The organism is Pseudomonas sp. EB271-G4-1, assembly GCF_058791355.1.
In genome coordinates, this window is record NZ_JBYTEO010000097.1 from 1 (window position 1) to 18,908 (window position 18,908).

Annotated in this window: 17 protein-coding genes; 5 read left to right on the forward strand and 12 right to left on the reverse strand. The window is 61.7% G+C overall.

The genetic code is table 11. From position 1 onward, the window contains the following. Nucleotides 1–290: 290 nt before the first annotated feature. Nucleotides 291–995 carry a YebC/PmpR family DNA-binding transcriptional regulator gene (locus tag AC3WWR_RS29095; protein WP_008063883.1) on the reverse strand — a complete coding sequence of 235 codons (705 nt, stop codon included), beginning with the start codon at nucleotides 993–995 and terminating at the stop codon, nucleotides 291–293. 225 nt (nucleotides 996–1,220) lie between these two features. On the opposite strand from AC3WWR_RS29095, the gene AC3WWR_RS29100 reads away from it, so the two are divergent. Further along, nucleotides 1,221–2,633: a type VI secretion system Vgr family protein gene (locus AC3WWR_RS29100; protein WP_492599279.1), complete on the forward strand. Its 1,413-nt coding sequence runs from the start codon at nucleotides 1,221–1,223 to the stop codon at nucleotides 2,631–2,633. A gap of 4 nt (nucleotides 2,634–2,637) precedes the next feature. On the opposite strand, the gene AC3WWR_RS29105 is transcribed toward AC3WWR_RS29100, so the two are convergent. Continuing rightward, nucleotides 2,638–3,963: an MFS transporter gene (locus AC3WWR_RS29105; RefSeq protein ID WP_492599276.1), complete on the reverse strand. Its 1,326-nt coding sequence runs from the start codon at nucleotides 3,961–3,963 to the stop codon at nucleotides 2,638–2,640. Nucleotides 3,964–4,231: 268 nt separating this feature from the next. On the opposite strand from AC3WWR_RS29105, the gene AC3WWR_RS29110 reads away from it, so the two are divergent. Continuing rightward, nucleotides 4,232–5,104 carry a LysR family transcriptional regulator gene (locus tag AC3WWR_RS29110; RefSeq protein WP_432668336.1) on the forward strand — a complete coding sequence of 291 codons (873 nt, stop codon included), beginning with the start codon at nucleotides 4,232–4,234 and terminating at the stop codon, nucleotides 5,102–5,104. A gap of 104 nt (nucleotides 5,105–5,208) precedes the next feature. On the opposite strand, the gene AC3WWR_RS29115 is transcribed toward AC3WWR_RS29110, so the two are convergent. Then, on the reverse strand, nucleotides 5,209–6,072 hold the full coding sequence (locus AC3WWR_RS29115) for a LysR substrate-binding domain-containing protein (protein WP_020800255.1): 864 nt from the start codon (nucleotides 6,070–6,072) through the stop codon (nucleotides 5,209–5,211). A 109-nt stretch (nucleotides 6,073–6,181) separates the two neighbouring features. Between AC3WWR_RS29115 and AC3WWR_RS29120 the strand changes: the two genes are divergently transcribed. The 3 genes from AC3WWR_RS29120 to AC3WWR_RS29130 all read left to right on the forward strand — a co-directional run bounded on the left by AC3WWR_RS29120 (nucleotide 6,182) and on the right by AC3WWR_RS29130 (nucleotide 9,010). Further along, a complete protein-coding gene (locus AC3WWR_RS29120; RefSeq protein WP_492599277.1) occupies nucleotides 6,182–7,291 on the forward strand; it encodes a 2-aminoethylphosphonate--pyruvate transaminase in 1,110 nt (369 codons plus the stop codon). A gap of 152 nt (nucleotides 7,292–7,443) precedes the next feature. Further along, on the forward strand, nucleotides 7,444–8,271 hold the full coding sequence (phnX, locus tag AC3WWR_RS29125; protein WP_033044926.1) for a phosphonoacetaldehyde hydrolase: 828 nt from the start codon (nucleotides 7,444–7,446) through the stop codon (nucleotides 8,269–8,271). Nucleotides 8,272–8,449: 178 nt separating this feature from the next. Beyond that, nucleotides 8,450–9,010: a cytochrome b gene (locus AC3WWR_RS29130; RefSeq protein ID WP_489325657.1), complete on the forward strand. Its 561-nt coding sequence runs from the start codon at nucleotides 8,450–8,452 to the stop codon at nucleotides 9,008–9,010. A 12-nt stretch (nucleotides 9,011–9,022) separates the two neighbouring features. Here the strand turns inward: AC3WWR_RS29130 and AC3WWR_RS29135 are convergent, their stop codons facing one another. The 9 genes from AC3WWR_RS29135 to pqqA form a co-directional block, all read right to left on the reverse strand. Next, nucleotides 9,023–9,982: a 1-aminocyclopropane-1-carboxylate deaminase/D-cysteine desulfhydrase gene (locus AC3WWR_RS29135; protein WP_492599278.1), complete on the reverse strand. Its 960-nt coding sequence runs from the start codon at nucleotides 9,980–9,982 to the stop codon at nucleotides 9,023–9,025. Nucleotides 9,983–10,104: 122 nt separating this feature from the next. Beyond that, nucleotides 10,105–12,144: an NADPH-dependent 2,4-dienoyl-CoA reductase gene (locus AC3WWR_RS29140; protein ID WP_083349393.1), complete on the reverse strand. Its 2,040-nt coding sequence runs from the start codon at nucleotides 12,142–12,144 to the stop codon at nucleotides 10,105–10,107. A gap of 141 nt (nucleotides 12,145–12,285) precedes the next feature. Further along, on the reverse strand, nucleotides 12,286–14,022 hold the full coding sequence (locus AC3WWR_RS29145; RefSeq protein WP_033043196.1) for a PAS domain-containing hybrid sensor histidine kinase/response regulator: 1,737 nt from the start codon (nucleotides 14,020–14,022) through the stop codon (nucleotides 12,286–12,288). After that, nucleotides 14,006–15,169: an alcohol dehydrogenase-like regulatory protein ErcA gene (ercA, locus tag AC3WWR_RS29150; RefSeq protein WP_020800247.1), complete on the reverse strand. Its 1,164-nt coding sequence runs from the start codon at nucleotides 15,167–15,169 to the stop codon at nucleotides 14,006–14,008. The genes AC3WWR_RS29145 and ercA overlap by 17 nt, the downstream gene beginning before the upstream one ends. A 234-nt stretch (nucleotides 15,170–15,403) precedes the next feature. Continuing rightward, nucleotides 15,404–16,546, reverse strand: a complete 1,143-nt coding sequence (gene pqqE / locus AC3WWR_RS29155; RefSeq protein ID WP_083349394.1) for a pyrroloquinoline quinone biosynthesis protein PqqE — start codon at nucleotides 16,544–16,546, stop codon at nucleotides 15,404–15,406. After that, nucleotides 16,524–16,796, reverse strand: a complete 273-nt coding sequence (gene pqqD, locus AC3WWR_RS29160; RefSeq protein ID WP_020800245.1) for a pyrroloquinoline quinone biosynthesis peptide chaperone PqqD — start codon at nucleotides 16,794–16,796, stop codon at nucleotides 16,524–16,526. Before pqqD ends, pqqE begins: the two co-directional genes overlap by 23 nt. After that, nucleotides 16,793–17,545 (reverse strand): pyrroloquinoline-quinone synthase PqqC, encoded by a 753-nt coding sequence (pqqC, locus tag AC3WWR_RS29165; RefSeq protein WP_033041441.1) that lies wholly within the window; start codon nucleotides 17,543–17,545, stop codon nucleotides 16,793–16,795. The genes pqqD and pqqC overlap by 4 nt, the downstream gene beginning before the upstream one ends. 116 nt (nucleotides 17,546–17,661) lie before the next feature. Then, nucleotides 17,662–18,576, reverse strand: coding sequence for a pyrroloquinoline quinone biosynthesis protein PqqB (pqqB, locus tag AC3WWR_RS29170; protein ID WP_033041442.1), 915 nt, complete (start codon nucleotides 18,574–18,576; stop codon nucleotides 17,662–17,664). Nucleotides 18,577–18,631: 55 nt separating this feature from the next. After that, nucleotides 18,632–18,703 (reverse strand): pyrroloquinoline quinone precursor peptide PqqA, encoded by a 72-nt coding sequence (pqqA, locus tag AC3WWR_RS29175; RefSeq protein ID WP_003253598.1) that lies wholly within the window; start codon nucleotides 18,701–18,703, stop codon nucleotides 18,632–18,634. Nucleotides 18,704–18,908 lie beyond the last annotated feature (205 nt).

Here is an 18,908-nt window from a genome sequence, read left to right on the forward strand (position 1 = left end):
GGTTTAGCCGCGCTGGGCCATGGATGGCCCATCGCGGCGACCCACGGAGCAGGACCGGAGCGAGGGTATGGCGAGCCTTAGCGAGCCACCGAACGTCAGGGGCAGGAGCCCTTGGTTACTTAGGGCCGGGCGGCGTTCCGTTTTTCCAAGTGACTCGCTGTAAGAGCGAAACCATAAGCGGCCGTTACCGCAGGAATGGATATGTACGCAGTCAACAAAACATAGGTCGGCCTTCTCCGGCAAGCCTGGCTCCTACGGGGTTGTTTTTTCAGTCGCCGCGAGGGCGCAAATCAACCCGCCAGGCCGACAAACATATCCTGCACGTCGTCATGGTTATCGAGCCCTTCAAGGAACGCTTCGACCTCAGCCATCTGCTCGTCGCTCAGGCCGCTGACCGGGTTCTTCGGCTGGTAGCCCAACTTGGCCGACAACACGGTGAAACCTTGCTCAGGCAGGGCTTTTTGTACCGCGTCCAGGTCCGTAGGTTCGGTCAGGAACAGCGTCGCGCCGTCTTCGCCCGGTTCGAAATCCTGGGCACCGGCTTCGATGGCAGCCATTTCCGGATCGGCGTCCGGAGTGTCCGGCGAGGCCTCGATCATGCCCACGTGGTTGAAGTCCCAAGCCACCGAACCGGAAGCGCCCAGTTGGCCCTTGCGAAAAGCAACGCGGATTTCAGCGACGGTACGGTTGATGTTGTCCGTTACGCACTCGACGATCAGCGGCACCTGGTGTGGCGCGAAGCCTTCATAGGTCACGCGATGGTATTGCACGGTTTCGCCCAGCAGACCGGCGCCTTTCTTGATGGCGCGATCCAGGGTTTCCTTTGGCATCGAAGCTTTCTTGGCCTGTTCGACCACCAGACGCAGGTGTGCGTTGGTGGCGGTATCGGCACCGTTGCGCGCAGCAATGGTGATTTCCTTCACCAGTTTGCCGAAGATCTTGCCCTTGGCGTTGGCTGCCGCTTCTTTGTGTTTAACCTTCCACTGTGCGCCCATTACTCACTCTCTTGTCTATGGCGCCGAAACATCTATTGGCCGACGCATGGCGCCAAGTTTATACGGCCTAAAGTTGGCAATCGACCAAAAAATCTCAGGCTCATACAAGGATCGGCATCTTTACCGATGGTTGTAGGGCAATTCTGAAATTTCGATTGGCGATGTCCACAAGGCATGCGGGTTTCGTACTCTCTGTGGCCGTACTCCATGGTAGAAGCGCGTCCGATGCACAACGACAAGGAAAGTCCCTACACCCTGACACTCCTCGACGACCACCTGAGTTTGCAAGTAGTGCAGTTCAGTGGGCACGAGGCCCTCAACCAACCCTATCGATTCGATATCGACGTGATCGGCCTGGCACCGGCCCTCAACCTTGAACGGCTGCTGCAACAATCGGCGTTGCTCGACCTTGGGCAAGGCCAGGGCATTCATGGCGTATTGCACAGCGCCAGCTGCGAACACCGGGGGCAAGGACGGGTGAGCTATAAACTGGTCCTGGTGCCGGCCCTTCAAGCGCTGGATCGATACCCATCGCGGCGGATCTTCCAGCACCTCAGCGTGCCGATGATCCTGCGCCAGCTGCTGGAGGAACATGACCTGCCCGCCGACAGCTATCGCCTGGAGCTGGCAGACGGGCAGTATCCCCTGCGGCCTTTTTGCATTCAGTACGAGGAAACCGACTTGGCCTTGCTGCAGCGCCTGTGCGAGGAGGAAGGCATTCACTATCACTTCGAACACCGGCGTGACAGTCATGTACTGGTGTTGGCCGACGACAACATGAGCTTTCCCCAGGAGCCGCTGCTGATGCCTTTCCAGGGCGATGAACCGGGCGATGGCGCTACGCCTGTGATCAGCGAGTTGTTCCAGCGCCATGACTCACAAGCCGTTTACCCACGAGTGGCGGCGAAAAATCGTGGAACTGCGGTCGATGAAGGTGCGGCCAATCACGCTTTTTCCCACACCTTCGCACCCGGCCCTTCCCAGGAGCAACGTCATCGAGATCAACTCGAGCGCCGCGATCTGCAGCGTATGCGTTGCCAGCAATTGCAGCTGCATGGAAAAAGCAATCAAGGCCTGTTACGCAGCGCACGCATCGTGCAGATAGCCGAGCATCCCGTGCCGGGGTTCAACGACCAATGGCTGGTCTTTCAGGCGCGGCATCAGGGCCAGCAGGGTTCGATCCTGTCTCAGGACAGCATTGCCCGGCGCTATCAAAATCAGTTCACGGCCATTCCCTGGTCGACGGTATTTCGCCCACCCTTGGACCAGGCCAGGCCGCGCATCCCTGGCTTCCAAGCCGCCCGGGTCCATGGCCTGCCCGGGCAGCGCGCAAAACAGGATGATCAAGGCCGCCTGCTGGCTACTTTGTGGCCAGGCGCGGAGGTTGATCCCAAGGCGAGCAGCGGCCTCTGGCTGCCTGTCGCGCTGGCAATGTCCCCTGCCCCCGGGGAGCCGAGCCAGCTGCCAATGGCCGGCAGCGATGGTTGGGTCAGTTTTCTCGACAGCGACCCCGACCGCCCGGTGTTCTGCGCCAGCGGTGGGCAGCTGCGCAGCCCACCAGCGGTACGCACCGATACCCGCCACAGCGACACCCGCCTGCTGCTCGACTGGCTGATCAATCGCACCGACCCCGAGTGACCGTTCAGGTGCGCAGGGGTTTTATGGTGATCGCCTGATTGGGCACGCGGGCCTGGTGGCTACCTTGGCCCGCGGGGCGGCTGTTCCAGTGCGGGATGAGTACCACGGCAGAGAACAACGCGCAGCCGGCAAAGACGATGAAGACGGTCACGGTGTCGAAGTAGCCTGGTAGCAACCCACCGAGAATCGCCCCGACCGAACCGCAACCGTTGACGAAACCCGCCGCCGTGGCACCCGCCTTGGCGGTGCCGAAGTCGATGGCGGCCGCACCGCTGATCATCGAGTCAGGTCCGTAGAGCGTCAGGCCCATGACGAACAGCAGGGCCACCACCAGCACCACGCTACCGCTGTGCAGCGCGCCCATGAAAAACCCCAGGGACACGGTCAATGCCAACAGGCTCAGCACGCAGGCCGGCATGCGCCGGGCGCCGAAGAGTTTGTCCGAGGCCAGGCCGAGCATGATCGGCCCGAGCAAGCCGGCCAGTTCGAACGCGGTAGGAATGATCGCCGCGCCGACTTTGCCCACCGAGGGCATCTGTTCGAAAACGATCACCGGGCCCCAGAGCAGAATCGCGTAGCGCGCCGGTTTGAGCATGAAATACGCCAACCCCAGCACCAGCACCGTGCGGTTGCGCAGGATGTCCTTCAACGGCTCCCACAGGCTGATCTTGCTTTGGGCATGGGCCTCCTCGACGGTCAGCTGCGGCTCCGGCTCAACCGCCGGCAAGCCGACGTCTTGCGGTGTATTGCGTTGGAAAATAAAAAACAGCACGGCGACCAGCCCAACCACCGCCGCACTGGAAATGAACGCCGCATGCCAGCTGCCGATCAGCGTATAGGCCCACCAGCCGGCAAACGGCGATGCCACCAGGCCGCCGAAGGCGTAGCAGGAACTCCACAGTCCCAGCACCTGCCCGCGCTGTTGGGCGGGAAAGAAACTGCCAAGGTTCTTGCACAACCCTGACCAACCGGTGGACTGCGCCAGGCCCTGGATCAGCATGCAGGTGGCGAAGATTGGCAAGGTGGCGAAACTGCCCATCACCAGTGCCGCTGCGGCGGAAATCAGCAACCCACCCAGCACCACCACCCGCGGCCCGAAGCGGTCCGCCAGGATGCCCCAGGTGAATTGGCCGATGGCGTAGGCGGTCAGGTAGATCGCGTCGAGGTTGGCCATGGCCATCTTGTCGAGCATGAAGGTCGGGTCTTCGCCGATGCCGAGCTTGGCCACGGAAAATGCTTTGCGGGTGAAGTAGAAAGCGGCGTAGGCAAGCCAGGTGATCGCGAAGATCTGCACGCGCCAACGTTTGAGGGTGCCGATATGCTGGTTCATTGTGGTTCTGACCTCAGGGTATGAGTGTGCCGGCAGATCTGAAAGAAAACGCCTGTGTTCTTATTGTTGAGCACTGCGAAATCACCTTGTCCCTATGGGCGATTCCGGTCAGATGAGTCCTGTGTCTTGCACGCAAGGGCTCATGGCATCCGCGCTGCTCGACCGAGCAGTCACGGAACCTGAGATGAATAGAAACAATTACTGATTAATAAGTGAAATCGCTTTATCGTATTTCCAAAATAAGCGCAGCTTGTTACTGGAGATTCCCATGTCGGTTTCCCACGCCCAACTCAAAGCCTTCCATGCCGTGGCCGTGCATGGCAACTTCACCAAAGCCGCCGAACGGTTGTTTCTCACCCAGCCAGCGATTTCCGACCAGGTGCGCAAACTCGAAGAACGCTACGGTGTTTTGCTGTTCCACCGCAACAAACGCTCGGTACGCCTCACCGACCTGGGCGAGCGCTTGTTGGCCGTCACCCAGAAACTGTTCGTGATCGAAGCCGAGGCCCAGGAATTGTTGCAGGACTCCCAGGCATTGCAGACCGGCAGCCTGATTCTGGCGGTGGATGCGCCGGTGCATGTACTGCCACAGATCGCGCGCTTCTGCGAACGCTACCCCGGCATCAGCGTGAAGATCGAAACCGGCAACACCGATGAGTCGCTGTTCCGATTGTTCAATTACCAGGCCGACCTGGCGTTGCTCGGTCGCGAGGTGAGCGACGAACGATTGATCTCGCTGCCGCTGCGCAATGACCCGATGGTGGCATTCGTGTCGCGCAATCACCCGTGGGCGGATCGCCAATCCATCACCCTCGCGGACCTGGACGACACGCCGCTGGTATTGCGCGAAATCGGTTCGGTGACCCGCCAGACCCTGGAAGAAGAAATGGCCGGCGCCGGGTTCCGCATTCGTCCGGCGATCCAGGTCGAAGGTCGGGAAGCCGCCCGTGAGGCGGTGGTGGTGGGAATCGGGATTGGCGTGGTCTCGGCGGCTGAATTCGGCGCCGACTCACGGGTATGCGCGTTGCCGATCACCGATTGCAAACGGCGGTTGACGGAAACGCTGGTGTGCTTGCGCGAACAGAGCTCGCGGCGGATTGTGGCGACTTTCCTGGAGATGGTTCGCGAAAGTCTGGTGTAGGCAGGCCAGGCCCCTTCGCGAGCAGGCTCGCTCCCACAAGGGATTTTTGTCGCACACAAAACCACTGTGGGAGCGAGCCTGCTCGCGAAGGCAGACGACTCGGTCTACCTGGAAGGCGCCAAGCCGAAAAACGCCTGGATCAAACGCAAGTCCCGCCGCCGCTCCATGCACCCCATCATGTGCCGATTGACCAACCCCTCCCCGATGATCGGCACCGCCGCCACCCGCGGGTCATGGCTGACCTCCACCGACGACACCACGCCCACCCCCAACTCGGCAGCGACCGCCTCGGTCACCGCTTCGCGGCTGTCCAGCTCCAGCAACACCCGCGGATTGACCTTCGCCTGTACGCAGGCGTCATCGAAGGTACGCCGGGTGATCGAACTCGGTTCACGCAACACCATGATCACCTGGTCCAGATCCTTGAGCGGTACGCCTTTGGTGCGCCGCGCCCAGGGATGCCCCTCGGGTACCAGCGCGCATATCCGTGATTCGCTCAGGGCCTGCAAGTGCAGGCCCTTGCGCGGTTCGACCTCGGTCAATACCGCCACGTCGGCATGCTCGGACAACAGCGCCGCCAGGGTTTCCTGGGCATTGCCCAAGCGCAGGTTCACGGTGATCCCCGGATAACGCGCACGCAGGCTCGCGAGCATCGGCATGACCATGTGCGGACCGTCCGCCGCCACTTCCAGGCGCCCGGTCAGTAACTGCCGGTTGGCCTCCAGCATCGCTTGCGCTTCTTCGGCCAGACCGAACATCGCCCGGGTGATCGCCGCCAGGCGGGTGCCCTCCTCCGTCAGCTCCACACGTCGCGCGGTGCGGCGCAACAGGGTGATCTGGTAGTGCTCCTCCAGCGCCTTGATGTGCCCGGTGACCGCCGGCTGGCTGATGAACAGTCGAGCAGCGGCGCGAGTGAAGCTGCCCTCACGGGCCACGGCATCGAAGGCACGAAGCTGAAACAGGTTCATGAATAAGTCTCACTGATGGCTGGCATAACAACAAACAATTTGATTGATAGCTCGGCAAATTGCAATTTAAGCCCCGTAGCTTGATCCCATCGATTGCGAGGACACGAGAATGAGTACTGCCGCCCCCATCCTGCTCACCCCCGGCCCGTTGACGACGTCGGCCCGCACCCGCCAGGCGATGATGGTTGACTGGGGTTCATGGGATGACCGTTTCAACCAGCTGACCGCCAGCCTGTGCGAACAACTGCTGGCGATCATCAACGGCGCGGCCAGCCACCACTGTGTGCCCTTGCAAGGCAGCGGCACCTTCGCCGTCGAAGCGGCGATCGGCACGCTGGTGCCACGCGACGGCAAGATCCTGGTGCTGATCAACGGTGCCTACGGCAAGCGCCTGGCGAAGATCTGCGAAGTGCTGGGCCGCTCGTTCAGTACGTTCGAAACCGCCGAAGACGAACCAACCACCGCTGCCGACGTCGACCGCCTGCTGCGGGCCGACGATGGCATCACCCACGTTGCCCTGATTCACTGCGAAACCAGCACCGGCATCCTCAATCCGCTGCCGGAAATCGCCCAGGTGGTCGCGCAACACGGCAAGCGCCTGCTCATCGATGCCATGAGCTCCTTCGGCGCGCTGCCGGTGGACGCGCAACAGGTGCCGTTCGATGCGCTGATCGCCGCTTCCGGCAAATGCCTGGAAGGCGTGCCGGGCATGGGGTTCGTTTTCGCCCGCAAAGAATCCCTGGCCAACGCCGCCGGCAACTCGCACTCCCTGGCGATGGACCTGCACGACCAGCACACCTACATGACCAAGACCGGGCAATGGCGCTTCACCCCGCCGACCCACGTGGTCGCGGCGCTGCACGAAGCCCTGCTGCAATACAACGAAGAAGGTGGCCTGCCAGCCCGGCACCAGCGCTACGCCGCGAACTGCCAGGCCCTGATGGAAGAGATGGCCGCGCTCGGCCTGCGCAGCTTCCTGCCGGCCGCCATCCAGGCGCCGATCATCGCGACCTTCCATGCACCGAAAGACCCGCGTTATCAGTTCAAGGCGTTCTACGAACGGGTCAAGGCCAAGGGATACATCCTCTACCCCGGCAAGCTGACCCAGGTCGAGACGTTCCGCGTCGGGTGTATCGGCCATGTGCAACCTTCGGAAATGCGCGAAGCGGTGGCGGCGATTGCCGAAGTGCTGCGCGAGATGGAAGTACTCGAAATCTAACCCCCACCACTTTCCCCTGTGGGAGCGGGCTTGCTCGCGAAAGCGTCCTGACATTCAACGATGATGTCGACTGACACTCCGCCTTCGCGAGCAGGCTCGCTCCCACAAAAAGCAGCTCTCCATTTAGCCAGTTGCCACAGGACTTGATCACCATGAACTACACCACCCCAACCAAACTGCAAGCCGCCATCCTCGACTGGGCCGGCACCGTGGTCGACTTCGGCTCGTTCGCGCCCACGCAGATTTTCGTCGAGGCCTTCGCCGAGTTCGACGTCCAGGTCTCCATTGAAGAAGCCCGTGGCCCGATGGGCATGGGCAAGTGGGACCACATCCGCACCCTGTGCGATCAGCCGCAAGTCGCCGAGCGCTATCGCAAGGTGTTCGGCCGTACGCCGACCGACGATGACGTCACCGCCATCTACCAGCGTTTCATGCCACTGCAGATCGAGAAAATCGCCGAACACTCGGCGCTGATTCCCGGCGCCCTGGACACCATCGCCAACCTGCGCCAACAGGGGATCAAGATTGGCTCCTGCTCGGGATATCCGAAACAGGTCATGGATAAAGTCGTCGAACTGGCCGCCACCAACGGCTACGTGGCCGACCACGTGGTCGCCACCGACGAAGTGCCGAACGGCCGTCCATGGCCAGCTCAGGCATTGGCCAACGTGATCGCCCTGGGCATCGACGATGTCGCCGCTTGCGTGAAGATCGACGACACCGTACCGGGCATTCTCGAAGGCCGTCGTGCCGGCATGTGGACCGTGGCGCTGATCTGTTCGGGCAACGCGCTGGGGCTGGACTATGAAGGCTATCGCGCCCTGGACAGCGACACACTGGACAGCGAACGCAAGCGCATCCACGCCTTGTTCGAAGGTTCGCGCCCGCACTACATGATCGACACCATCACCGACTTGCCAGAAGTGATTGCCGACATCAATAAGCGCTTGGCCAACGGCGAGATGCCGCAAAGTAACTGACTCACCGCCCCCCTTTGTAGGAGCTGCCGCAGGCTGCGATCTTTTGATCTTAAAAAGTCAAAAGATCGCAGCCTGCGGCAGCTCCTACAGAGCATTCAGCGTCAAATAGCCTCAGGCAAACCCGGTGAAACAGGATTACAGTTAACGGTGGTTACACCCCCCCTGTGAGGAACACCGTATGCCGTGGAAAAATTCCGACGCGCGCTACAGCACCGTCTCGATCGCGCTGCATTGGTTGATGCTGGTCCTGCTGGCAGTGGTTTACGCCTGCATCGAGCTGCGCGGCCTCTTTCCCAAGGGTAGCGGTGGTCGCACGCTGATCGTGGAATCGCACTTCATGCTTGGCCTGACCGTATTCGTGCTGGTCTGGCTACGCTTGTTCGCCCGCAGCCTAGGCCCGGCACCGCAGATCTTCCCGGCCTCGCCCAAGTGGCAAACCATGCTGGCCAAATTGATGCACTGGGCGCTCTACATATTTATGATCGCCATGCCAATACTGGGTTGGCTGGTCACCAGCGCCAAAGGTAACCAGGTGATGTTCTACGGCTTCGACCTGCCCCTTTTGATCGCGCAGGACAAGGACCTGGCCAAGCAGATCGAGGGCTGGCACGAACTCGGTGGCACCATCGGTTATTGGCTGATCGGCCTGCACGCCATCGCCGGGCTGTATCATCACTATGTGGTGGGCGATAACACCTTGTTGCGGATGATGCCCAAGCGGGTGAACAGGGATACTTGAGATCACCCCGTATCAGGCTTGTGGATTGAAACCCCGCAGGCCTTGCAAACCACCCGTGTGAATAAAGATCAGTCGCGTACCGGGGGCAAACTTCCCCGCCTCGACCTGCTGCCGGAGCGCCAGCAATGCCTTGCCGGTGTACAGCGGTTCCAGGGCAATGCCACTGGCTTGTTCGGTGCGCGCGATGAATTCGAGTAACGGCGGGTCGACCTTGGCAAAGCCTCCACGGCTGGCGTCGAACAGTTCATAAGACCGATGATTCACGCCCGCCTCCTCCACAATCCTTGCGACCTGCTGTGCCACGCCATGATCACCGGGCACCGCCAGGGCGCCATAAACCGGGTGCTCTCCCGCCTCGGCCAGGACCAGGCCGGCCAAGGTCGTGCCGGTTCCGCAGGCCAGCCACCAACCGTCGTAGCCGCTCCAGCCCAGTGCGTCCAGTTGCCGACAGGCCAATGCCTTGAGTTGCACGCAACCCTGTGCCCCCGGCAACCCGCCGCCGCCTTCCGGGACCGCAAGCAGATCGGGATACTGCACCTGCCACGGCTCCCAGAAACCCGCCTCGTGCCGCGCCCGATAACCGCCATAACCGAGCCAGTGCAGTTGCATGCCGAACGCCTGCAAATCATTCACCGTCGGCGTTTGTTGAGCGTGTCCGCGTAACAGGCCAACCGTGGCGAAACCGAAACGCTTGCCGGCAGCGGCCAGCGCATGCAGGTGATTGGAATGCGCGCCGCCTAGGCTGATGATGCCTTTGGCGCCGCACTGGTCAGCGGCTTTGAGATGTTCGGTGAGTTTGAACCATTTGTTGCCGCTGATCAGTGGGTCGATCTGGTCCAGGCGCAGGATGGCGACTTCGATGTCGGCGGTTTTGAGCCAGTCAAGATGGAGGGACTCGAAGGGGGCTTGGGGTAGCCAGTTGGAAGCAGAAGAAAACATTGGCGCCTGATTGAGCTCATGAAGAGTCAGCATTCTAATCGCTCATAAGCAGCTATCGCGAGCAGGCTCGCTCCCACGAGGGTTCTCTGAACGACACAGATCCAATGTGGGAGCGAGCCTGCTCGCGAAGGCCATTGGCACGCGGGGCCTGCGAATTACAACTCGGCCGCCAACCGCGATCCCTGATTGATCGCCCGCTTGGCATCCAGCTCCGCCGCGACATCCGCGCCGCCGATCAGATGCACGTTCTGCCCCGCCGCCACCAGGCCGTCCTGCAACTCGCGCAACGGGTCCTGCCCGGCGCAGATCACGATATTGTCCACCGCCAGCACCTGCGGTTCACCGGTTTCGCCAATGCGGATGTGCAGGCCTTCGTCGTCGATCTTCAGGTACTCGACGCTGTTGAGCATCTGCACTTTCTTGTTCTTCAATCCCGTGCGATGAATCCAGCCAGTGGTCTTGCCGAGGCCGTCGCCGACCTTGGATTTCTTGCGTTGCAGCAGGAACACTTCGCGGGCCGGGGCATGGGGGGCCGCCTTGATCCCGGCGACACCGCCGCGTGCTTCAAGGTGCGTATCGATGCCCCACTCCTTCCAGAACTCATCGCGGTTCAGGCTGGTGGCCTGGCCCTGGTGAACCAGGTACTCCGAGACGTCGAAACCGATACCGCCGGCACCGATCACTGCGACACGCTTGCCCACCGGTTTGCGCTCAAGCAGCACGTCCAGGTAGCTCAGCACCTTGGCATTGTCCACGCCCTCAATCGCCGGCAACCGCGGCGCAATGCCGGTAGCCAGGATGATCTCGTCGTAGCCGCCCTCGACCAGCTTTGCCACATCGACACGGGTGTTCAGGCACACCTCGACGTTGGTGGTCTGCAGCTTGCGACCGAAATAACGCAAGGTCTCGAAGAATTCTTCCTTGCCCGGCACGCGTTTGGCGACGTTGAACTGACCGCCGATTTCGCTGGCCGAATCGAACAGCGTCACCGCATGGCCACGCTCGGCCGCCACGGTCGCGGCAGACAAGCCGGCAGGCCCGGCACCGACCACGGCGATTTTCTTGACCTGCTGCACCGGCACATAGTTGAGTTCGGTTTCGTGGCAGGCACGCGGGTTGACCAGGCAACTGGTCAACTTGCCGCCGAAGGTGTGGTCCAGGCACGCCTGGTTGCAACCGATGCAGGTGTTGATTTCATCGGCGCGACCTTCAGCGGCCTTGTTGACGAAGTCCGGGTCGGCCAGGAACGGCCGCGCCATGGAAACCATGTCGGCATCGCCCTCGGCGAGGATCTGCTCGGCGACTTCCGGGGTGTTGATGCGGTTGGTGGTGATCAGCGGAATGCTCACCGAGCCACGCAGCTTGGCCGTGACCTTGCTGAAGGCCGCGCGCGGCACTTTGGTGGCGATGGTTGGAATCCGCGCTTCGTGCCAGCCGATACCGGTGTTGATGAGCGTCGCACCGGCCTGCTCGATGGCCTTGGCCAACAGCACGATTTCATCCCAGCTGCTGCCGCCTTCGACCAGGTCGAGCATCGACAAGCGGAAAATAATGATGAAGTTCGGGCCAACCGCCTCGCGTACGCGACGGACGATTTCCACCGGCAGGCGCATGCGGTTTTCGTAGCTGCCACCCCAACGGTCGGTGCGGTGGTTGGTGTGGGCGGCAAGGAACTGGTTAATGAAATAACCTTCCGAGCCCATGATCTCGACACCGTCGTACTCGGCCTGCTGGGCCAGCGTCGAGCAGGTGACGAAATCGCTGATCTGCTTCTCGATGCCTTCCTCGTCCAGCTCTTTAGGCTTGAACGGGTTGATCGGCGCCTGAATGGCGCTTGGCGCGACCTGTTTCGGGCTGTAGGCATAACGACCGGCGTGGAGGATCTGCATGCAGATCTTGCCGCCCGCCTCATGAACCGCGCGGGTGACGATGCGGTGCTTGAGCGCTTCTTCCTCGGTGGTCAGCTTGGCTGCACCGGAATACACACCACCCTCGTCGTTCGGGCCGATACCGCCAGTGACCATCAGGCCGACACCGCCACGGGCACGCTCGGCGAAGTACGCCGCCATGCGCTCGAAACCGCCGGGCTTTTCCTCAAGGCCGGTGTGCATCGAACCCATCAGGGTGCGGTTGCGCAACGTGGTGAATCCCAGGTCCAGCGGGGCCAACAGGTGCGGGTAATGAGCGGCGGTCATCGGTAACTCCACAGCGAGCGATCACGGAAAAAAGCGGAAGCTCTACGGCCCCCGTCAGTCATGTTCGACAGACTAAGAGCCGCACCGCCAGCACTCAATGACCGAAAGTGACAACTTAATGATCGAAATGTGCAGCCAAGTTCAAGCTGGCGCTCCCAACAACTGACTCAACACCGCTCGCAACTTGCCGGGTTTCACCGGTTTGTTCAGCAGCGGCGCTTCGAGCCGTTGCAATGCGCGCCGGCACTGGTCCGTGCGATCCGCGGTGATAATCACCGCAGGAATCAGCTGGTTGTAATGCTCGCGCAGATGCCTGACCACATCACACCCCACCACGCCGTGGTCAAGGTGATAGTCCGCGAGGATCAGTTCCGGGGCCTGGCCGGCCAGGGCTGCCAGCGCCGAGGCTTCATCGGTGGCCGTGACGACGTCGCAGCCCCACTGCCCGAGCAACGCGCCCATGCTCTGCAAGATGCTGACTTCATTGTCCAGCACCAGCAAGCGCCGGCCCGGCAATGGATTGCCCGTGCCTGATTGAGGCGCCGTGAGGCTGATGGGCAACGGCACTTCACGGGAGATCGGCACCTCAATGCTGAACATCGAACCCCGGCCGGGCAGTGAATGCACCTGGATCCGGTAGTTGAGGATCTTCGCGATGCGCTCGACGATCGCCAGCCCCAACCCCACGCCCTTGCGGTCGGCAGCGCGGCCGACGTCCAGTTGATTGAATTCGAGGAAGATCGAATCGAGACGATCGGCCGGAATTCCGCGTCCGGTGTCCCACACTTCCAGGCGCAGCTTGTCGCCCCGGCGCCTTGCCGCCAGCAGGATGCTGCCTTCGTCGGTGTAGCGGCAGGCATTACTGAGGAAGTTTCGCAGGATCCGGGTCATCAGGCGCAGGTCCGTGCAAATGGCGTAGTCGCCCATGTGCACCCGTAAACGCAACCCGGCGGCCTCGGCCACGGACTGGAACTCCGAGACCAGGGGCCCAAGCAACTCGTCGAGGCGGTATAGCGCGACATCCGGCTTGACCGCCGCTTGATCGAGCCTTGAGATATCCAGCAAATCGGTGAGCAGATCCTCGGCGCCTTCCAGTGCCTGGTGAGTGCGTTCGACCAGCACCTGCTCGACTTCGGGCAGCTTGCGCTCACGCAAGGTGGAGATCAGCAACCGTGCGGCGTTGAGGGGTTGCAGCAGGTCGTGACTGGCGGCAGCGAGGTATTTGTCCTTGCTGTGATTGGCGGCCTCCGCGGCGTCACGGGCGTCGCGCAAGGCCTTGGCGATCTGCTTACGCTGGGTGATTTGTTGTTGCAGGTTGCGGTTGGCTTCCAACAGCTCATCGGTGCGCGCGGTTACGCGCTGCTCCAGTTCATCGTTGAGTTGCTGCAGGCGTTGCTGGGCGAGTTTGCGCTCGGTGATGTCGGCGACGAATCCTTCCACCAGCCCTTCCTGACCGGGCTTGAGCAACAGGTTCATCAGCACGTCGAGATGGCTGCCATCCTTGCGCCGCAACTGGGTTTCATAGCCGTGCAAGCTGCCCTGGTGGGTGAGGATTTCGCCAATGTTTTCCAGCTCCTGCACACCGCCGACAAACAGATTGCTCGCCAGGTCCGCCAGGGAAAACAGCACCTCCTGCGGGTCTTGATAGCCAAGCATGCGCGCCATCGCCGGGTTGGCGGCGCGCATGCCGTCTTGCAGGCTGGCCTGGAAAATCCCGTGGACCGCGTTTTCGAACAACCATTTGTAGCGATTGCGCTCGGCTTCCAGTTCATCCAGGCGCGCCGCCAGCTCCGGGTAATGGCTCTTGCGCGCCGAATGATTGCCTAATCCGAGCAGGCCGGCCAATGCCCGTTGTTGCTCGTCAGAGGGCTTCGCCATAGACGACCTCGACATCACGCTGGCTGGATTCACGCGGGTTGGTGAGGATGCACGGGTCATCCATGGCGTGCTGCGACAGGAACGGAATGTCGGAGGTCCTGACCCCGTGCAAACCGAGGGTTTCGTGGAAACCGATGGCGTGTTTCAGGGCAATCAGGTGCTCCACCAGGCGCCCGCAGATCTGCCGGTGATTGAGGCCCCGGCAGTCGATGCCGAACGTCTCGGCGATGACCTTGAAGCGGTCCGGCGCCGAGTCGTAGTTGAACGCCACGACGTGTTCCACCAGCACCGCGTTGCACAGGCCATGGGGCAGGTCGAGAAAGCCACCGAGACTGTGCGACATGGCATGCACCGCGCCGAGGATCGCGTTGGAGAACGCCAACCCGGCCTGCATGCTGCCGAGCATGATTTTCTCGCGCAGGGCGATGTCCGTCGGGTTGGCGATCATCTGCACCAGGTTGCCGTTGATCAGGCGCATCGCTTCCAGCGCATGGGGATCGGTCAGAGGCCCGTGCCCGGTGGAGACGAAGGCTTCGATGGCATGCACCAGCGCGTCGATACCGGTACAAGCCGAGAGGAACGGGTCCATGCTCAGGGTGGTTTCGGGGTCGATCAGCGACACATCCGGCACCACTGCCTTGCTGACGATGGAGAACTTCATGCGCTCCTGCTGATTGGAAATGATCACGAATTGCGAGACGTCGGCCGAGGTGCCGGCCGTGGTCGGAATCAGGATCAGCGGCGGGCTCGGTACGCGGATGGTGTCCACGCCTTCGAACTCGAGGATGCTGCGGCCATGGGCGACGACTATACCGATGCCTTTACCGCAATCCATCGGGCTGCCACCGCCGACGGCGACGATCACATCGCAGTGATTTTCCCGGTACATCTCGGCACCGAGCATCACCTCTTCAACACGCGGGTTGGGAGAGACGGCGCTGTAAAGGCAATATTCGATGCCCAGGGCTTGCAGGCTGGCTTCGACATCCGCCACCCAACCGGCGGCAATCACCCCCGGGTCGCTGACCACCAGCACCTTGCGCGCGCCAAAGGTCTTGGCGTAGTTGCCGACGTTGTGCCGGCAGCCGGCACCGAAGATGATTTCAGGCGAAACGAATTTACGCAGCTGACTGAGACTCTGGCTCATTGGAAAGCCTGTTTTTTATTGTTTTGGAAGGTAAGGTCCACACTAACCCATCCAGTGGTGAATGCAATCAGACCAATGGCTGGATTCACCGCAGATCCCTTGTAGGAGCGAGCATGCTCCGGGCGGCGTTCCGACGATGGTCGTCAACGATCACGCTGGGAACCTGACACCCCACGGCGCACTCTGGTTCTTCGCGAGCAGGCTCGCTCCTACAGGGGATTTATGTCGCTTGGGTCAGCCGCGGTAGATCAGGCGGGAAGCCTTCTCATTGCGCAACGTCAGGTGCTCCATGCCTAGCCCTGGCGCATCTGCTTCCTCGCGGGCCTTGAGGATCACCCCGTGATGAGGCGACTTGCTGCACACCGGGTCGGCGTTCTCGGCATCGCCCGTCAACATGAACGCCTGGCACCGGCACCCACCCAAATCCTTGTGTTTTTCATCGCAGGAACGGCAGGGTTCCTTCATCCACTCATGGCCGCGAAAACGGTTGAAGCCAAACGAATCGTTCCAGATGTGCTCGATGCTGTGCTCACGCACATTGGGAAACTGCACCGGCAATTGCCGGGCGCTGTGACAAGGCAACGCCGTGCCGTCCGGGGTGATGTCGAGAAACAGGTTGGCCCAGCCATTCATGCAGGTTTTCGGGCGCTCTTCGTAGTAATCCGGGGTGACGAATATCAATTTGCACGGATGGCCCTGCGCCTCGAGGCGCTCGCGATACTCGTTAGTGATGCGCTCGGCGCGTTGCAATTGCTCGCGCGTCGGCAACAGGCCGACGCGGTTGAGCTCGGCCCAGCCATAGAACTGGCAGGTGGCCAATTCGACGAAATCCGCTTCCAGTTCCAGGCACAAATCAATGATCCGGGCGATGTCATCGATGTTGTGTCGATGGGTGACGAAGTTCAGCACCATCGGATAGCCCTGGGCTTTCACGGCCCGGGCCATCGCCAGTTTCTGCGCGAACGCCTTGCGCGAGCCGGCGAGCATGTTGTTCACCGCTTCGTCGGCGGCCTGGAAACTGATCTGGATGTGATCGAGCCCGGCGACCTTGAAGTCCCGCACCTTCTGCTCGGTCAGGCCGATGCCCGAGGTGATCAGGTTAGTGTAGTAACCCATGTCCCGCGCGGCCTTGATCAACTCGGCCAGGTCTTGCCTTACCAGTGGTTCGCCACCGGAAAAGCCCAGTTGCGCGGCGCCCATGTCCCGCGCCTCACGGAATACCCGGATCCATTCCTGCGTGTCCAGTTCCTCGCCGTGCCGGGCGAAATCCAATGGATTGGAGCAATACGGACACTGCAACGGACAACGGTAGGTCAGCTCCGCCAACAGCCACAACGGCGGCCCCGGTAGCGCGTCACTCGATCCAGAATTGCGCATGGGCCACCTCCAGGAAGGCCAGTACGTCCTCGTCGATCCCCGGCACGTCAGGAAAACTCGCCGTCAGCCGATCGATGATCGCCGCGACGCTGCGCTGGCCGTCCACCAGATCGAGAATCTGCCCGGCACTGGCGTTGAGTTTGATCATGCCTTCGGGGTACAGCAGCACATGACAGTCCTGGCGCGGTTCCCATTGCAGGCGAAAGCCCCGGCGCAATGAGGGTGACTGCTTGCGATCGATCAGGCTCACAGGACAATCCCCCGGTGCCAGACGTTGTCCCGTGTGACGGTGTGATACGGCGGACGCTCCAGCTCATAGGCCATGCTCATGGCATCGAGCATGCTCCACAACACGTCGAGCTTGAATTGCAGGATCTGCAGCATGCGTTGCTGGGCCTCGAGGGTGACGTAATGTGCCAGGGTGATGCGCAAGCCATGCTCTACATCGCGCCGGGCCTGGCTCAGCCGTGTGCGGAAGTAGTCGTAGCCGGCGGAATCGATCCACGGGTAATGGGTCGGCCAGGCATCGAGTCGCGATTGATGGATCTGCGGTGCGAACAGCTCGGTCAGCGAACTGCTGGCCGCTTCCTGCCAACAGGCACGACGGGCGAAATTGACGTAGGCATCCACGGCGAAACGTACGCCGGGCAGCACCAACTCCTGTGACAGGATCTGCTCGCGATCGAGCCCCACCGCCTCGCCCAGGCGCAGCCAGGCCTCGATGCCGCCTTCGCTGCCGGGCACGCCATCATGATCGAGGATGCGTTGCAGCCATTCGCGGCGCACTTCACGGTCGGGACAGTTGGCCAGGATCGCGGCGTCCTTGAGCGGGATGTTGACCTGGTAGTAAAAGCGATTGGCGACCCAACCCTGGATCTGTTCGCGAGTGGCGCGGCCGGCGTACATGGCTTGATGGAATGGGTGATGGATGTGGTAGTAGGCGCCTTTGGCACGCAGGGCCTGCTCAAATTCGGTGGGGGTCATGGGTGTATCGGTCATTGCGGGTCTCCGGGGAATCTTCGGTGTCTGATCTGGACCCTTCGCGAGCAGGCTCGCTCCCACAGTGGATTGCGTCGCCCTTGTGGGAGCGAGCCTGCTCGCGAAGGCGTCCGTCGCTACAGCACAATATCCATGCCGTCGTAAGCCACCTCGATCCCCCGCCGTTCCAGCAGCGCCCGCTCGGCCGAGTCTTCATCGAGGATCGGGTTGGTGTTGTTGATGTGGATCAGCACCTTGCGCTGGCGGGGAAAACCTTGCAGCACTTCCAGCATGCCGCCGGGACCGCTCTGGGGCAGATGGCCCATGTCGCTGCCCAGGCTTTGACCGACCTCGCAGACACGCATCTCGTCATCGCGCCACAGGGTGCCGTCCAGCAACAGGCAATCGGCGCGCTGCATCCAGGCCAGCACTTGATCATCGACCTGGCCCAGGCCAGGTGCGTAAAACAGCGATGCGCCGCTGCGTTGGTCTTCAACGAACAACCCGATGGTGTCGCCCGGTTGCGGATCACCGCGATTGGGCGAATACGGCGGTGCGTTGCTGACCAGGGGAATCGCGTGAAACCGCAGGTGCGCGCAGGCGCCGATACTGAACGGTTCGCGATCCAGCGCAATCGGTTGCCACCGCAACCCGCCATTCCAGTGCCTGAGCATGGTAAACAACGGGAATCCGCTGCTGAGATCCTGATGAACCCGCTCGGTGCACCACACCGCATGTGGGCAGCCTTCACGAAGGCTCAGCAGACCGGTGCAGTGATCGATCTGGCTGTCGAGCAACACCACGCCAGTGATGGCGCTGTCACGCAAGCGGCGGGCCGGTTGCAGCGGCGCAAAGCCCTCGAGTTGCGCGCGGATGTCCGGTGAAGCATTGCACAGCACCCAGTCCACCCCGTTGTCACTCAAGGCAATCGAGGACTGCGTGCGACGCCGGGACCGCAGGCTGCCATTGCGCACACCGGCGCACTGGCGACAGTTACAGTTCCACTGCGGAAAACCACCGCCAGCGGCGGAGCCGAGTACGCGGATGTGCATGGGCAATGCTCCAGAAGGCAGGCCCGGCCAACGCAACGGCTGGCCGGGTGGTCAATCAACGGTTGGCGAAATACATCGTCACTTCGAAGCCAATGCGCAGATCGGTAAACGCGGGTTTAGTCCACATGGGTCATTCCTCTTCTTGTGCCGGGCGATTCCGGTAGAGCCATTAATGCACGGGGCGCCGGGCGCCCGAATGCTACTTTCGAAGGAGGTTTGGGGGGGCTTTGGTAGGGGGTAAACGTATACATGAAACACACATAAACCCCTGTAGGAGCTGCCGCAGGCTGCGATCTTTTGATTGTGAATTCCAAGATCAAAAGATCGCAGCC

What these genes read in the sequence shown, in the direction of transcription:
- AC3WWR_RS29095 (WP_008063883.1), bottom strand. Translation starts at nt 995, where the DNA reads ATGGGCGCACAGTGGAAGGTTAAACACAAAGAAGCGGCAGCCAACGCC.
- AC3WWR_RS29100 (WP_492599279.1), top strand. Translation starts at nt 1,221, where the DNA reads ATGCACAACGACAAGGAAAGTCCCTACACCCTGACACTCCTCGACGAC.
- AC3WWR_RS29105 (WP_492599276.1), bottom strand. Translation starts at nt 3,963, where the DNA reads ATGAACCAGCATATCGGCACCCTCAAACGTTGGCGCGTGCAGATCTTC.
- AC3WWR_RS29110 (WP_432668336.1), top strand. Translation starts at nt 4,232, where the DNA reads ATGTCGGTTTCCCACGCCCAACTCAAAGCCTTCCATGCCGTGGCCGTG.
- AC3WWR_RS29115 (WP_020800255.1), bottom strand. Translation starts at nt 6,072, where the DNA reads ATGAACCTGTTTCAGCTTCGTGCCTTCGATGCCGTGGCCCGTGAGGGC.
- AC3WWR_RS29120 (WP_492599277.1), top strand. Translation starts at nt 6,182, where the DNA reads ATGAGTACTGCCGCCCCCATCCTGCTCACCCCCGGCCCGTTGACGACG.
- phnX (WP_033044926.1), top strand. Translation starts at nt 7,444, where the DNA reads ATGAACTACACCACCCCAACCAAACTGCAAGCCGCCATCCTCGACTGG.
- AC3WWR_RS29130 (WP_489325657.1), top strand. Translation starts at nt 8,450, where the DNA reads ATGCCGTGGAAAAATTCCGACGCGCGCTACAGCACCGTCTCGATCGCG.
- AC3WWR_RS29135 (WP_492599278.1), bottom strand. Translation starts at nt 9,982, where the DNA reads ATGCTGACTCTTCATGAGCTCAATCAGGCGCCAATGTTTTCTTCTGCT.
- AC3WWR_RS29140 (WP_083349393.1), bottom strand. Translation starts at nt 12,144, where the DNA reads ATGACCGCCGCTCATTACCCGCACCTGTTGGCCCCGCTGGACCTGGGA.
- AC3WWR_RS29145 (WP_033043196.1), bottom strand. Translation starts at nt 14,022, where the DNA reads ATGGCGAAGCCCTCTGACGAGCAACAACGGGCATTGGCCGGCCTGCTC.
- ercA (WP_020800247.1), bottom strand. Translation starts at nt 15,169, where the DNA reads ATGAGCCAGAGTCTCAGTCAGCTGCGTAAATTCGTTTCGCCTGAAATC.
- pqqE (WP_083349394.1), bottom strand. Translation starts at nt 16,546, where the DNA reads ATGCGCAATTCTGGATCGAGTGACGCGCTACCGGGGCCGCCGTTGTGG.
- pqqC (WP_033041441.1), bottom strand. Translation starts at nt 17,545, where the DNA reads ATGACCGATACACCCATGACCCCCACCGAATTTGAGCAGGCCCTGCGT.
- pqqB (WP_033041442.1), bottom strand. Translation starts at nt 18,576, where the DNA reads ATGCACATCCGCGTACTCGGCTCCGCCGCTGGCGGTGGTTTTCCGCAG.